Source organism: Streptomyces formicae (genome assembly GCF_002556545.1).
GTDB lineage: Bacteria > Actinomycetota > Actinomycetes > Streptomycetales > Streptomycetaceae > Streptomyces > Streptomyces formicae_A.
Genome location: NZ_CP022685.1, coordinates 6425896 through 6440986, shown reverse-complemented (window position 1 = coordinate 6440986; position 15091 = coordinate 6425896). Strand labels below are relative to the sequence as shown.

Genomic DNA, 15091 nt, shown 5'->3' with positions numbered 1-15091 from the left:
CCGCACGCGCACAGACCCACCGCGGAACCTCTCCACACCCCCGTATCCGTGCACGCGGACAGGAGCGGTCAGACATGCCCCTAGGCTCACCCTCGCAGCCCACCATTCCCGTTCTGGACGTATGCCCCATCGTCCTCCGCGGCCGAAAACCCGCGAAGGCCGTGGTGGGAGAAACGTTTCAGGTCACCGCGACCGTTTTCAGGGAAGGCCATGACGCGGTCGCCGCCAACGTCGTCCTGCGGGATCCCGAGGGGCGCGCGGGCCCCTGGACCCCGATGCGTGAACTCGCCCCCGGCACCGACCGGTGGGGCGCGGACGTCACGCCGGGCGCCGAGGGGCGCTGGACGTTCGCCGTGGAGGCGTGGGGCGATCCCCTCACCACCTGGCGCCACCACGCGGGCATCAAGATCCCCGCGGGTCTCGACACCGACCTCGTCCTGGAGGAGGGCGCCCGTCTCCACGAACGCGCCGCCGCGGGGGTGCCGAGCGCCGAACGCCCCGTCGTGCTCGGCGCGGCCGAGGCACTGCGCGACACGGGCCGCTCACCGGCGGCCCGTCTCGCTGCCGCCCTCACCCCGGAGGTCACCGGGGTGCTCGCCCGCCATCCGCTGCGCGAACTCCTCACCTCCTCGGAGGAGTTGCCGCTGCTCGTGGAGCGGCGCAGGGCCCTGTTCGGCTCCTGGTACGAGTTCTTCCCCCGGTCGGAGGGTGCCGTCGTCCGCGCGGGCGCCCCGCCCGTGCCCGGCACGTTCCGCACGGCGGCCGAACGCCTTCCCGCCATCGCGGAGATGGGCTTCGACATCGTCTACCTGCCACCGATCCACCCCATCGGCACCACGTACCGCAAGGGCGCCGACAACTCCCTGTCCGCGGGCCCGCACGACGTCGGCGTGCCCTGGGCGATCGGTTCGCCCGAGGGCGGCCACGACGCGGTCCACCCGGACCTCGGGACACTCGACGACTTCGACGACTTCGTCCGCGCCGCCGAAGCCCTCGGCCTCGAAGTCGCCCTGGACTTCGCCCTCCAGTGCTCCCCCGACCACCCGTGGGTGGAGAAGCACCCGGAGTGGTTCCACCACCGCTCCGACGGCTCCATCGCATACGCCGAGAACCCGCCGAAGAAGTACCAGGACATCTATCCGATCGCCTTCGACAAGGACATGCCGGGTCTGATCACGGAGACCGTGCGCCTCCTCCGCTTCTGGATGGACCACGGCGTGCGGGTCTTCCGCGTCGACAATCCGCACACCAAGCCCGTGGTGTTCTGGGAGGAGGTGCTCGCGGACATCAACCGCACCGACCCCGACGTCATCTTCCTCGCCGAGGCGTTCACCAGGCCCGCGATGCTGCGCACCCTCGCCGCCATCGGCTTCCAGCAGTCGTACACGTACTTCACCTGGCGCAACGGCAAGGACGAACTCACCGACTACCTGGTCGAGTTGTCCACGGAGACGGCGCACTACCTGCGGCCGAACTTCTTCGTGAACACCCCCGACATCCTGCACGCCTACCTCCAGGACGGCGGCAGGCCCGCCTTCGAGGCGCGCGCCGTGCTCGCCGCCACGCTGTCGCCGACGTGGGGCGTCTACAGCGGTTACGAACTGTGCGAGAACGCCGCCGTCCGGCGCGGAAGCGAGGAGTATCTGCATTCGGAGAAGTACCAACTCAGGCCCAGGGACTGGGAGTCGGCGGCCCGCAGGGGCGACACGATCGCCCCGCTCATCACCGCGCTGAACCGGGTGCGGCGGGCCAACCCGGCCCTGTGGCAACTTCGCGACCTTCACTTCCACGCCACGGACAAGGAAGCGGTGATCGCCTACTCCAAGTCGGCCGCCGACGCGACGGGATCGAACACGGTTCTGGTGGTCGTGAACCTCGACCCCCACCACACCCAGGAGGCGACGGTCTCGTTGAACATGCGGCGACTCGGCCTCGACCGGCACGAGAGCGTGCCGGTGCGCGACGAGCTCACCGGCGAGACCTACCACTGGGGCAGGGCCAATTACGTGCGCCTGGGTCCGGGCGGCGCGCACGTGCTCGTCGTCGGCCCGAGGCCGGGGGAGCACCACTCCCCCGACGCGCACGACCGGACCCTGCGGCCGTCCTCACCGTTGATCGGAGGGTCACCCACAACATGATCATCAACGAGCCCGTCCAGGACACCTTCGAGGACACACCCACCAAGGACCGCGACCCCGACTGGTTCAAGCGCGCCGTCTTCTACGAGGTGCTCGTCCGCTCCTTCCAGGACAGCAACGGCGACGGCGTCGGCGACCTCAAGGGCATCACCGCCAAGCTGGACTACCTCCAGTGGCTCGGCGTGGACTGCCTGTGGCTGCCGCCGTTCTTCAAGTCACCGCTGCGCGACGGCGGTTACGACGTCTCCGACTACACCGCGGTGCTCCCCGAGTTCGGCGACCTCGCCGACTTCGTGGAGTTCGTCGACAGCGCCCACCAGCGCGGCATGCGCGTGATCATCGACTTCGTGATGAACCACACCAGCGACCAGCACCCGTGGTTCAAGGAGTCCCGCAGCGACCCCGAAGGGCCCTACGGCGACTACTACGTCTGGGCGGACGACGACAAGCAGTACCAGGACGCCCGGATCATCTTCGTCGACACCGAGGCGTCCAACTGGACCTTCGACCCGGTCCGCAAGCAGTACTTCTGGCACCGCTTCTTCTCCCACCAGCCGGACCTCAACTTCGAGAACCCGGCCGTACAGGAGGAGATCATCTCGGCCCTGCGGTTCTGGCTCGACCTCGGCATCGACGGGTTCCGCCTGGACGCGGTGCCGTACCTGTACGCGGAGGAGGGCACCAACTGCGAGAACCTCCCCCGCACCCACGAGCTGCTCAAACGCGTCCGCGCCGAGGTCGACGCGCACTACCCGGACACGGTGGTGCTCGCCGAGGCCAACCAGTGGCCGGAGGACGTCGTCGACTACTTCGGCGACTTCGACAAGGGCGGCGACGAGTGCCACATGGCGTTCCACTTCCCCGTCATGCCGCGCATCTTCATGGCGGTGCGGCGCGAGTCGCGCTATCCGGTCTCCGAGATCCTCGCCAAGACCCCGGCCATCCCCTCGGGCTGCCAGTGGGGCATCTTCCTGCGCAACCACGACGAGTTGACGCTGGAGATGGTCACGGACGAAGAGCGCGACTACATGTACGCGGAGTACGCCAAGGACCCGCGCATGCGCGCCAACATCGGCATCCGGCGCCGCCTCGCCCCGCTCCTGGACAACGACCGCAACCAGATCGAACTGTTCACCGCGCTGCTGCTCTCGCTGCCGGGATCGCCGATCCTGTACTACGGCGACGAGATCGGGATGGGCGACAACATCTGGCTCGGCGACCGTGACGCGGTGCGCACCCCGATGCAGTGGACGCCCGACCGCAACGCGGGCTTCTCGTCCTGCGACCCGGGCCGGCTCTACCTCCCGACGATCATGGATCCGGTCTACGGCTACCAGGTCACGAACGTCGAGGCGTCCATGTCGTCCCCCTCCTCGCTCTTGCACTGGACGCGGCGGATGATCGAGATCCGCAAGCAGAACCCGGCGTTCGGCCTCGGCTCGTACACCGAACTCCCCTCGTCCAACCCGGCCGTGCTCGCCTTCCTCAGGGAGGCTCCCCCGTCCGGGGGCGAGGCCGACGACCTGGTGCTGTGCGTGCACAACTTCTCGCGTTTCGCGCAGCCCACCGAACTGGATCTCCAAGCCTTCAACGGACGCCACCCGGTGGAGCTGATCGGCGGGGTGCGCTTCCCGGCCATCGGCGAACTGCCCTACCTGCTCACGCTCGCCGGGCACGGCTTCTACTGGTTCCGGTTGCGCAAGGAAGCGGCGTAGGCTCCGGCAGCGCGGCTCTCGCGCGGGGCGGTTTCCACCGCCCCGCCCTGGGCACTCCTACGCACAACCGGCACTCCCGCACTCTGCCTTGTCCGCGACGCGGAAAGGACGCGACGCCATGTCGGAAGCCGCCACCCGCCCCAGTGTGAACTCCGGCGCGCTGCTCGCCTCGCTCGACCCGCTGCTGCGCGCCTGGCTGCCGCGGCAACGCTGGTTCGCGGGCAAGGGAAGGCCGATCAGCGTCCTCGAACCGGTGGCGGTGACCGAGCTCCTCCCGGCCGGCTCGCCCTCGGGCCTGCTCCACCTGCTCGTGAGGACCCGCAGGCCGATGGCGCCCGCCCAGGACATCGCGGCCGAGGGCCGTGCCGCCGAACGGGCCACCGACTGCTACCAGTTGCTCATCGGCGTGCGCCGGACGCTGCCGCCGCACCTGGCGCCCGCGCTCATCGGCCACGTCACCGAGGGCCCGCTCGCCGGGTTCACCGTCTACGAGGCGCTGCACGACCCCCGGCTCATGGCGCTGTTCCTTGAGCGACTGCGGATGCCGGGCAGGCACGGCGTGCTGCGCTTCGAGCGGGACCCCGGCACCGACATCCCCTCGGGGCTCGCTGCCCGCGTGCTCGCCGCCGAGCAGTCCAACTCCTCCGTGGTGTACGGAGATACGTTCATCCTCAAGCTGTTCCGCCGCGTCATGCCCGGCGTCAACCCCGACCTGGAACTGCCGCTGCGGCTCGCCGAGCGCGGCTGCGCACGGGTGCCCGCGCCCGCCGCCTGGTTCCACGCGCACCCGGCGGGCGGCGCGTCACCGGCCGACGAGGCGTACGGACTCGGGGTGGTCCAGCCCTATCTGGCGGGCGCCGACGACGGCTGGGAGCTCGCCCTGCGGATGATCGGCAAGGGCGAGGACTTCACCGGCGAGGCACGGGCGATCGGCCGCGCCACCGCCGAGGTCCACCGGGAGCTCGCGGCCGCGCTGCCCACCGTCACGCTCGGCCGGGCGCAGGTCGAACTCATCGCCGACGGCATGGCGGAGCGCCTGACCTCGGCGGCGCGGGCGGTCCCCGCGCTGCGGCCGTTCGCGCCCGCGCTGCTCACCGCCTACGAGGCGCTCGCCGACCTGGGCGGCGAGGGCCAGTCCTGGACCGCCCAGCGCGTCCACGGCGATCTGCACCTGGGACAGTGCCTGCGCTCCCCCGACGGCGGCTGGTCGCTCATCGACTTCGAGGGCGAACCCGCGCGCCCGCTCGCCGAACGCCGCCTGCCGCAGCCGACCGCGCGGGACGTCGCGGGCATGCTGCGCTCCTTCGACTACGCGGCGTACTCCGCGGAGCTCCGGGCACCCGGATGGGCGAAGGACTGCCGGGCCGCGTACTGCGTGGGGTACGCGGACGTCGCGGGCCGCGATCCCCGCACGGACCCGGTGCTGCTGCGCGCCCACGAGACGGACAAGGCCGTCTACGAAGTCCTCTACGAGGCCCGCCACCGCCCCGACTGGCTGCCGGTACCGCTGGCCGCCGTCCGCCGCCTCGCCGGGAACGGCTCCGCCGACGACGACCACTGACCATCCCTTTCGGATCCCTTCGGAGGAGGCCTCCCCCGTGACCCCCCGCTCCCGCAAACCGTCCGACGACGCCACCGAGCAGACCACCGGCCGCCGAGGGGGGCAGGAGGCGGCACGCGAAGAGAGCCGACCGGCCCCCGAGCCCGCGAAGCCCGCAGGGCCCGCGAGGGCCATCAGGGCGACGAAGTCCGCCAAGTCCCCGAAGGCGACGAAGGCGGGGAGGCCGGGGAAGGCGACGAGCCCTGCGAAGTCCGCCCGGGCCGCCGAGAGCGCCGAGACCGGCGAACCCTCACAGGGCGCCGAAGCCCCCGAAGCCACACAGCCCACCGGTCTCCCCGCACCACCGCAGTCGGCATCGGCATCGGCGTCGGCATCCGCAACGGCGTCTCGGAACGTCGCCCAAGTCACCCCCGACACCCCCGGCACCCCCGCATCCCTCTCCCCCGTCCCCGGGCCCGACCGCGCCCGCCTCCTCGACGGCACCCACCACGACCCGCACGGCGTGCTCGGCGCGCACCCCGTGCCCGGCGGCGTCGCCTTCCGTGCGCTGCGGCCCTACGCCAGGGCCGTCTCGGTGGTCGCCGCCGACCTCCGCGCCGAGCTGCGCGACGACGGCGACGGGTTCTTCTCCGCCGTGCTGCCGCTGCGGGCCGTGCCCGACGGCTACCGGCTGCACGTCTCGTACGAGGACGCGGAGCTCGACGTCCCCGACGCGTACGCGTTCCTGCCCGCGCTCGGCGAGTTCGACCTGCATCTGATCGGTGAGGGACGCCACGAGCAGCTGTGGCACGCGCTCGGCGCACGGCCGATGGTCCACCAGGGCGCGATCGGCACCCGGTTCACCGTGTGGGCGCCCAACGCCAGGGGCGTGCGGGTCGTGGGGAGCTTCAACTTCTGGGACGGCACCGGGTTCCCGATGCGTTCGCTCGGCGGCAGCGGCGTCTGGGAGCTGTTCGTGCCGTCCGTCGGCGAGGGCGAGCTGTACAAGTTCGAGATCACCCGGCCCGACGGATCCAGGACGCTGCGCGCCGACCCCCTCGCCCGCCGCACCGAGGCGCCGCCCGCCAACTCCTCCGTCATCGACGAGTCGCACCACGAGTGGCACGACGCCGAGTGGCTCGCGCGCCGGGGCGACGTGCCGGCGCACCGGGCGCCGTTCTCCGTGTACGAGGTGCACTTGGCGTCCTGGCGGCCGGGGCTCACCTACCGGCAGCTCGCGGAGCAACTCCCGGCGTACGTCGCCGACATGGGCTTCACGCACGTCGAGCTGATGCCCGTCGCCGAGCACCCCTTCGGCGGCTCCTGGGGCTATCAGGTCACCGGCTTCTACGCGCCGACGGCCCGCCTCGGCACCCCCGACGACTTCAAGTACCTCGTCGACGCGCTGCACCGCGCGGGGATCGGCGTCCTGATGGACTGGGTGCCCGCGCACTTCCCGCGCGACGACTGGGCGCTCGCCGAGTTCGACGGCAGGACCCTGTACGAGCACGAGGACCCGGCCCGCGCCGCGCACCCCGACTGGGGAACCCTGGAGTTCGACTACGGGCGCAAGGAGGTGCGCAACTTCCTTGTCGCCAACGCCAGTTACTGGTGCGAGGAGTTCCACATCGACGGCCTGCGCGTGGACGCGGTCGCCTCCATGCTCTACCTCGACTACTCGCGCGAGGACGGCGAGTGGACCCCGAACGAGCACGGCGGCCGCGAGAACCTGGACGCCGTGGCCTTCCTCCAGGAGATGAACGCCACCGTCTACCGTCGCACCCCGGGCGTCGTCACCATCGCCGAGGAGTCCACGGCCTGGGACGGCGTCACCCGCGCCACCCACCACGAGGGCCCCGGCGCCCCCAACAGTCCAGCACGCGGCGGCCTCGGTTTCGGCCTGAAGTGGAACATGGGCTGGATGCACGACTCCCTCGACTACATGACCAAGGAGCCGGTGCACCGCAAGTACCATCACCACGAGATGACGTTCTCGATGGTGTACGCCTACAGCGAGAACTACGTCCTGCCGATCTCGCACGACGAAGTCGTGCACGGCAAGCGGTCGTTGGTGTCGAAGATGCCCGGCGACTGGTGGCAGCGGCGCGCCAACCAGCGCGCCTACCTCGGCTTCATGTGGGCACACCCCGGCAAGCAACTCCTGTTCATGGGACAGGAGTTCGCGCAGGGCGCGGAGTGGTCGGAGGGGCACGGCCCCGACTGGTGGCTGCTCGACCCGGCGTACGGCGCGGAGGCCGACCACCGGGGCATGCGCGACCTCGTGCGCGACCTGAACATGCTCTACCGCGGCGAACCCGCCCTGTGGCAGCGCGACACCGACCCCGAGGGGTTCTCCTGGGTGGAGGGCGACGCCGCGGAGGACAACGTCTTCGCCTTCCTGCGGTACGACGCGGCGGGCTCGCCGCTGCTCGCCGTCTCGCACTTCTCCCCCGTCGTCCGGCACGCCTACCGCCTGGGCGTGCCTGACGAGTTCGGCGCCTGGAAGGAGGTCCTGAACACCGACGAGGCCCGCTACGGCGGCGGCGACGTCACCAATCCCGACCCGCTCAAGCCGGAACCGGTGCCGTCGCACGGCAGGCCCGCGTCGCTGCGCCTGACGCTGCCGCCGCTGGCTACCGTGTGGCTTCGACCCTCTTGAGCGCGACGGGCAACTCCTCGGCGTACAGGACGCCGAGGCGCTGGGTGGCCCGGGTCAGCGCCACGTACAGGTCGCTGGTGCCGTACCGCGCGGGCTCGACGACCAGGACCGTGTCGAACTCCAGGCCCTTCGCCTGACGCGGGTCGATCAGGACGACCGCCCGCGTCAGGTCCGGGGCCTCCCCGGCCGTCACTCCGGGGAGCTGTGCGGCGAGTTCCGCATGGAGCTCGCGCGGGGCGATGACCGCGAGGCGGCCCTCCTCGCGCGCCTCCGCCGCGACCGCTTCGGCCACGGCGGCGGCGAGGTCGTCGGTGCGGCGCGCCCAGGGGCGCACACCGGTGGACCGCACCGAGCTCGGGGGCCGGAAGTCCGGGTTCCCCGCGGCCCGAGGCACCTCGGCCGCGACCTCCATGATCTCCACGGGCGTGCGGTAGTTGACGCCGAGCCTGGTGTACTCCCAGCGGTCCTCGACGTACGGAGCGAGGATGCTCTCCCAGGAGCCACAGCCGCCCGCCTCCGCGGTCTGCGCCGGGTCGCCGACGAGCGTCATGGAGCGGGTCGGGCAGCGCCGCATCAGCAGCCGCCAGGCCATCGCCGAGAGCTCCTGCGCCTCGTCGACGATGATGTGCCCGAACGCCCAGGTGCGGTCCTCCGCCGCGCGCTCTGCGGCGCTGCGGTGGTCGGCCTCCTCCTGCCGTTCGGCCATCCGCTCGGCGTCGATGATGTTGTGCGCGAGCAGGACCTCGGCGTCCTCCTCGTCCTTGTCCTCGAACTCGTACGTCCGGGAGGCCCGCGAGACGTCGAGGACGCCCTGCGCGTACGCGATCTGCTTGGCCCGCTCCGCCTCGGCCGCCGCGAGCGCGGCGCTGTCGTCGTGCCCGAGCAGCTCGGCCGCCTCGTCGAGCAGCGGCACGTCGGCGGGCGTCCAGGCGGCGCCGCGCGGCCTGCGGATCGCGGCCGCGTCCGCCTCGTCGAGCCGGGTGGGCTCCGCGAGGAAGTCGTCGAGGAAGTCCTGCGGGGTCAGCGTGGGCCACAGCTCCTCGATGGCGGCGTGCACCTCGGGGCTGGCCGCGATGCCCTTGCCGAGCTGCGCGATGTCGTCGGGCCCGAGGAAGTTCGGCCCGCCGTACGGGTCGTGGCCGATGCGTTCGGCGAGCTGGGCGGTGAGCGAGTCGATGATCCGGAACGCGAAGTGCGGCCTGCCCAGGTTGTGCGGCACGTCCGCGTCACGGGCCGCCTCGCGCGCCTCGTGGGCGATCGTCCAGTCCAGGATCAGGTCGCCGTCGTCGTGCGCGATGACCAGGGGCTCGCCCGGTTCGGGGGTGGCCTGGCGGTCGCGCAGGGCCCCCGCGAGCACCTCCGCCATCTCCGCGCGGCCCTTCACCTCGGCGGCCTCCGGCGTGTCGGTGCCGGTGGCGCTCACGCCGGGGAAGAGCTCGCCGACGGTGGACAGGAGCACGCCCGTCTCGCCGAGCGCGGGAAGCACCTCGCCGATGTAGCCGAGGAAGGCCGGGTTCGGGCCCACGACCAGGACCGCGCGCTTGGCGAGCAGCTCGCGGTGGGCGTAGAGCAGGAAGGCGGCGCGGTGCAGCGCCACGACGGTCTTGCCGGTGCCCGGACCGCCCTCGACGACGAGGACGCCCCGGTGCGGGGCGCGGATGATGCGGTCCTGCTCGGCCTGGATGGTCTGCACGATGTCGTGCATGCGCCCGGTGCGCGCCGAGTCGAGGGCGGCGAGCAGCACCTCGTCGGCGTCGGCGCTCTCGAAGCCGGTGCGCGTGGTGTCGCTGAGGTCGAGGATCTCGTCGTGCAGGTCGGTGACCTCGCGGCCCTTGGTGGTCAGGTGCCTGCGCCTGCGCAGACCCATCGGCGTATGGCCGGTGGCGAGGTAGAAGGGGCGCGCGACATCGGCACGCCAATCGATCACGAGTGGGGTGCGTTCGGTGTCGGACGCGCGGATTCCGATGCGCCCGATGTGGTGGTCACGGCCGTCGCGGAATTCGAGCCTGCCGAAGCAGAGCCCGTTCTCCTCCGCGTTGAGGGCGGCGAGCACGCCGGACTGCTCCGCCACCATCACATCGCGCTCAAGACGCGCCTGGAGACCGTTGCCCACCTGCGACAACGACGCCTTCACGGCCGTCTCGGCCTCCTCGCGCAGCGCGTCCAGGCGCGCGTACAGCCCGGAGACGAATTGCTGCTCTTCCCGCAATTCCTCGGTTGACAATTCAGCCCCTCGCCGGTTACAGTGCTCTTATTGAACTTCTCGTGAAGTCGTCATGCGTAAATGGCAAGAGCTTCGCGAAAGAATCCAATATACGCAGAGATAAGCCCCGGACGTCAATTCGTCCGGGGCTTATCTCTTGTTCCCTCTCTCGTTCCGGCGCCGGAACGCTCAGAGCACGTCGGCCAGCTCCGCCAGGAGCTTGCGCTTGGCCCGCGCCCCCACCAGTTGCAGCACGGGCTCGCCGCCACGGAACACGATCATGGTCGGCGCCGAGAGCACCCGGTAGGCGATCGCCGCCTCGGGACTCCTGTCCACGTCCAGTTGCAGGATCTTGATCCGGTCCCGCTCCTCCCGCGCGATCTCGCTGAGGACCGGCGCGAGCTGACGGCACGGCCCGCACCAGTCCGCCGTGAACTCCACGAGCACCGGCCTGTCCCTCTCCCCCAGCACCTCCCCCGCGAAGTCCGCGTCCGTCACCTCGGCCACGCCGAGCGCTCTCATCGTCGTCATCCCCTCAGTTCGCACTTCGGTTCCGGACCCCCCGCAACCGCCGCCTCGGCCCGCGCGAGCTGCGCGCCGACCTGCGCCCGCACGGCCGACAACTCGCCGATCAGCGCGTCCAGTTCGGTGAGCTTGCGGCGGTAGACCGCGAGCGACGCCGGGCAGGAGTCGCCCTCCGGGTGGCCGGAGCGCAGACACTCCACGAAGGGCCTGGTCTCCTCCAGGTCGAACCCGAAGTCCTGGAGGGTCCTGATCTGTTCCAGGAGCCGCACGTCGCCCTCGTCGTACGTGCGGTAGCCGTTGCCGGTGCGCCGCGCGGGAAGCAGCCCGCGCGACTCGTAGTAACGCAGCGTCCGCGTGGTCGTCCCCGCACGCGCCGCGAGCTCGCCGATTCGCATGCCCTCGACCGTAAGCGTTGACGTGGGCGTCAAGGCCACCCGTCCGCTGAACGACGGCTTGGGCTCCGCTATACGAACAACGTTCCTTCGCCAACGCGAAGTAAAGATGCCTACCCAATCCATCCAAGTGGCGAGAAAGCGCTTCTGTTCACCAGCGGAAGCGGGAGCAGGCTGGCATCCAGACGTCGTGGGCGGCGCGGCAGGCCGGCCTGTTCCGCAGGTTCGGCATGCCCATCTCCGAAAAGGGGCACAGCGTGGGGCTTGGCAGGACCGGGCAGAAGGCGGAACGGGCCGCGGCCGAGGCGGCCGAGCGGCTCCTGCGGCTGGGCGGGCTGCTCAGCAAGGCGCCCCGCACCCCCGACCAGCGGGCCGCCTTCCGCACCGACCAGAGCGTCAACGACGCGCCCTACCGGGAGCGTTGGGCCCACGACAAGGTGGTCCGCTCCACCCACGGAGTGAACTGCACGGGCTCCTGTTCCTGGCAGGTGTACGTCAAGGACGGGCTCATCACCTGGGAAACGCAGGCGACCGACTACCCCACCACGGGGCCCGACCGGCCCGAGTACGAGCCGCGCGGGTGCCCGCGCGGCGCCTCGTTCTCCTGGTACACGTACTCGCCGACCCGGGTGCGCTATCCGCACGCGCGCGGCGTCCTGGTGGAGATGTTCCGCGAAGCGAAGCGGAATCACGGCGGGGACCCGGTGGCGGCCTGGGCCGAGGTGACCGGCGACCCCGACAAGCGGCGCCGCTACCAGGCGGCGCGCGGCAAGGGCGGCCTCGTCAGGATCGCCTGGGAGGAGGCCCTGGAGATCGCGGCCGCGGCCCACGTTCACACGTTGCAGGTGCACGGTCCCGACCGCATCGCGGGGTTCTCGCCGATCCCCGCGATGTCGATGGCGTCCCACGCGGTCGGGGCCCGCTTCCACGCGCTGCTCGGCGCGCCGATGCTGTCGTTCTACGACTGGTACGCGGACCTGCCGGTGGCCTCGCCGCAGGTGTTCGGCGACCAGACCGACGTGCCGGAGTCGGGCGACTGGTGGGACGCCGCGTATCTGATGCTGTGGGGCTCCAACGTCCCCGTCACGCGCACCCCGGACGCGCACTGGATGGCCGAGGCCCGCTACCGGGGCCAGAAGGTCGTGGTGGTCTCCCCGGACTACGCGGACGCCACGAAGTTCGCCGACGAGTGGCTGCACCCGCACCCGGGCACCGACGGGGCGCTCGCCATGGCGATGGGGCACGTGATCCTCAAGGAGTGCTTCGTCGACCGCCAGGTCCCCTACTTCGCCGACTACGTCCGCAGGTTCACGGACCTGCCGTTCCTGGTCGAGTTGGAGGAGCGCGGCGCCGACCACGTGCCGGGGCGCTTCGTCACCGCCGCCGACCTGGACCTCGCGCAGGAGGCGGAGCCCGCCGCGCGGCGCTGGATGCCGGTCCTGATCGACGCGCCGAGCGGCGAGGCCGTCGTACCGAACGGCACCCTCGGCGACCGCTGGACCAAGGGCGGCGAGGGCCGCTGGAACCTCGATCTCGGCTCGATCGAGCCGGAGTTGAGCCTGTACGGCGACGGGCGCGGCACGTGCGCGCGGGTGCGCCTTCCGCGCTTCGAGACGGACGGCGACACCGTGGCGCGTTCCGTGCCGGTGCGGCGCGTCGGCGGCCGCCTCGTGACGACGGTGTTCGACCTGATGCTCGCCCAGTACGGGGTGGCGAGGCCCGGCCTCGAAGGCGAGTGGCCCGCTTCGTACGAGGATGCCTCGGTCCCCTGCACACCCGCCTGGCAGGAGGCGCTCACCTCGGTGTCCGCCAGTGCCGTGGTGCGCGCCGCACGGGAGTTCGCCAGGACCGCCGAGCAGACCCGCGGCCGCTGCATGATCGTGATGGGCGCGGGCACCAACCACTGGTTCCACTCCGACACGATCTACCGGTCCTTCCTCTCCCTCCTGCTCCTGACGGGCTGTCAGGGCGTCAACGGGGGCGGCTGGGCCCACTACGTGGGGCAGGAGAAGGTCCGCCCCTACGCGGGCTGGCAGCAGCTGGCCACCGGCGCCGACTGGGCGCGCCCCTCGCGGCAGATGGCGGGCACGCCCTACTGGTACACGCACACCGACCAGTGGCGCTACGAGGGTTCGGGCGCCGACCGGCTCACGGCCACGACGGGCCGGGGCGCGTTCGCCGGGCTGCACACCGCCGACCTGGTCGCCCGCTCGGTGCGCAAGGGCTGGATGCCGTCCGCCCCCACCTTCGGCGCCAACCCCCTTGACCTGGGCGACCGGGTGCACGCGGAGGGCGCGGAGCCGCAGGAGTGGGTGCGCAGGGAACGCGACGAGGGGCGCCTCTCCTTCGCCTGCGAGGACCCTGACGACCCGGCGAACTGGCCCCGGGTCCTCACCGTGTGGCGCGCCAATCTGATCGGCTCGTCCGCCAAGGGCAACGAGTACTTCCTGCGGCACCTGCTCGGCGCCGCCGACAACGCGGACGCCGCGGAGGCGCCACCGGACGAGCGCCCGCGCGAGGTCACCTGGCGGGACGAGGCGCCCCGGGGAAAGCTGGACCTGCTGCTCGCCCTCGACTTCCGGATGACGTCGACCACGCTCTTCGCCGACCTCGTCCTGCCCGCCGCCACCTGGTACGAGAAGCACGACCTGTCCAGCACGGACATGCACCCCTACGTGCACGCCTTCTCGCCCGCGATCGACCCGCCCTGGCAGGCCCGCACCGACTTCGAGATCTTCCAGGGCCTCGCCGGGGAGGTGAGCAGGCTCGCCGAGGGCCGCCTGGACACCCGCCACGACCTGGTCGCCACCGCCCTCCAGCACGACACCCCGGACGAGGCCCCGCCGGAAGGTCTCACCGAACCGCGCTACACGCTGGTGGAACGCGACTACACCCTGCTCGCCGAGCGCCTCGCCGCGCTCGGGCCGCTGCCGGACTCCGCGGGCATGCAGGTGCGCGGCCTGACCGTGCACACCGGGGCGGAGTCCCGGTGGCTGGCCGAACGCTGCGGCACCGCCGCGTCGGGCGCGGCGCGCGGCAGGCCCCTCCTGGACACGGACGTCAAGTTCTGCGAGGCGATCCTGGCCCTGTCCGGCACCACCAACGGGCGCGTCGCCGCCGAGGGCTTCGACCGGCTCGCCGAACGGTGCGGACCGGGCAGCGACGTGGGCGAGCTCGCGGCCTCCGTCGCCGAGCGGCGCATCGTCTTCTCCGACACCCAGGCCCGCCCCGTCCAGGTCGGCGCCAGCTTCGAGTGGTCCGGCAAGGAGGGCCACGACCGGCGCTACGCCCCGTTCACCATCAACACCGAGCACCGCAAGCCCTGGCACACCCTCACCGGACGCCAGCACTTCTACCTCGACCACGAGTGGATCGCCGAGTACGGCGAGCAACTGCCCCTCTACCGGCCCCCGTTGGACCTCTCCGAGCAGACGCGCCGGTACGAGGAAGGGGACGAGCGATCGGTGACCGTGCGCTACCTCACCCCGCACTCGAAGTGGTCCATCCACTCCGAGTACCAGGAGAACCTGCTGATGCAGACCCTGGCCAGGGGCGGGCCCGTCATCTGGATCAGCCCCGACGACGCGGCCGCCATCGGCGTCGCCGACAACGACTGGATCGAGGCGGTCAACGCCAACGGCGTCGTGGTGGCCCGCGCGATCGTCTCGCACCGCATGCCGGTCGGCACCGTGTTCATGTACCACGTCCAGGAACGCCTGGTGAACGTGCCCAAGTCCGAGGCCACCGGGCGGCGCGGCGGCGTCCACAACTCCCTGACCAGGCTGCTCATCAAGCCGACTCATCTGATCGGCGGCCACGCGCAGCTCTGCTTCGCCCCCAACTACTACGGCCCCACCGGCAACCAGCGCGACGCCCTGACGACCATCCGGCGCCGCGCGCAGAACGTGGAGTACTGACT

8 protein-coding genes are annotated in these 15091 nt (G+C 71.5%); 5 read left to right on the top strand and 3 right to left on the bottom strand.

Going from position 1 to position 15091, the window contains the following annotated elements; translation table 11 throughout:
* Positions 1-74 precede the first annotated feature (74 nt).
* The 4 genes from KY5_RS28345 to glgB all read left to right on the top strand — a co-directional run bounded on the left by KY5_RS28345 (position 75) and on the right by glgB (position 8052).
* Positions 75-2138, top strand: a complete 2064-nt coding sequence (locus tag KY5_RS28345) for an alpha-1,4-glucan--maltose-1-phosphate maltosyltransferase (protein WP_098244879.1) — start codon at positions 75-77, stop codon at positions 2136-2138.
* Positions 2135-3853: a maltose alpha-D-glucosyltransferase gene (treS, locus tag KY5_RS28340; protein ID WP_098244878.1), complete on the top strand. Its 1719-nt coding sequence runs from the start codon at positions 2135-2137 to the stop codon at positions 3851-3853. The genes KY5_RS28345 and treS overlap by 4 nt, the downstream gene beginning before the upstream one ends.
* A gap of 118 nt (positions 3854-3971) precedes the next feature.
* Positions 3972-5414 (top strand): maltokinase N-terminal cap-like domain-containing protein, encoded by a 1443-nt coding sequence (locus KY5_RS28335; protein ID WP_098244877.1) that lies wholly within the window; start codon positions 3972-3974, stop codon positions 5412-5414.
* A gap of 37 nt (positions 5415-5451) precedes the next feature.
* A complete protein-coding gene (gene glgB, locus KY5_RS28330; RefSeq protein ID WP_324964957.1) occupies positions 5452-8052 on the top strand; it encodes a 1,4-alpha-glucan branching enzyme in 2601 nt (866 codons plus the stop codon).
* Here the strand turns inward: glgB and KY5_RS28325 are convergent.
* The 3 genes from KY5_RS28325 to KY5_RS28315 all read right to left on the bottom strand — a co-directional run bounded on the left by KY5_RS28325 (position 8027) and on the right by KY5_RS28315 (position 11175).
* Complete coding sequence (locus KY5_RS28325; protein WP_098244876.1) at positions 8027-10276, bottom strand: HelD family protein; 2250 nt, start codon at positions 10274-10276, stop codon at positions 8027-8029. The genes glgB and KY5_RS28325 overlap by 26 nt on opposite strands.
* Before the next feature lie 168 nt (positions 10277-10444).
* Complete coding sequence (locus KY5_RS28320; RefSeq protein WP_098244875.1) at positions 10445-10786, bottom strand: thioredoxin family protein; 342 nt, start codon at positions 10784-10786, stop codon at positions 10445-10447.
* Positions 10783-11175 carry a MerR family transcriptional regulator gene (locus KY5_RS28315; RefSeq protein ID WP_098244874.1) on the bottom strand — a complete coding sequence of 131 codons (393 nt, stop codon included), beginning with the start codon at positions 11173-11175 and terminating at the stop codon, positions 10783-10785. Before KY5_RS28315 ends, KY5_RS28320 begins: the two co-directional genes overlap by 4 nt.
* Before the next feature lie 227 nt (positions 11176-11402).
* Here KY5_RS28315 and KY5_RS28310 point away from each other — a divergent pair, with 227 nt between their 5' ends.
* Positions 11403-15089 (top strand): nitrate reductase subunit alpha, encoded by a 3687-nt coding sequence (locus tag KY5_RS28310; protein ID WP_098244873.1) that lies wholly within the window; start codon positions 11403-11405, stop codon positions 15087-15089.
* The last annotated feature ends 2 nt before the right edge of the window (positions 15090-15091 follow it).

What these genes read in the sequence shown, in the direction of transcription:
- KY5_RS28345 (WP_098244879.1), top strand. Translation starts at nt 75, where the DNA reads ATGCCCCTAGGCTCACCCTCGCAGCCCACCATTCCCGTTCTGGACGTA.
- treS (WP_098244878.1), top strand. Translation starts at nt 2,135, where the DNA reads ATGATCATCAACGAGCCCGTCCAGGACACCTTCGAGGACACACCCACC.
- KY5_RS28335 (WP_098244877.1), top strand. Translation starts at nt 3,972, where the DNA reads ATGTCGGAAGCCGCCACCCGCCCCAGTGTGAACTCCGGCGCGCTGCTC.
- KY5_RS28320 (WP_098244875.1), bottom strand. Translation starts at nt 10,786, where the DNA reads ATGACGACGATGAGAGCGCTCGGCGTGGCCGAGGTGACGGACGCGGAC.
- KY5_RS28315 (WP_098244874.1), bottom strand. Translation starts at nt 11,175, where the DNA reads ATGCGAATCGGCGAGCTCGCGGCGCGTGCGGGGACGACCACGCGGACG.
- KY5_RS28310 (WP_098244873.1), top strand. Translation starts at nt 11,403, where the DNA reads ATGCCCATCTCCGAAAAGGGGCACAGCGTGGGGCTTGGCAGGACCGGG.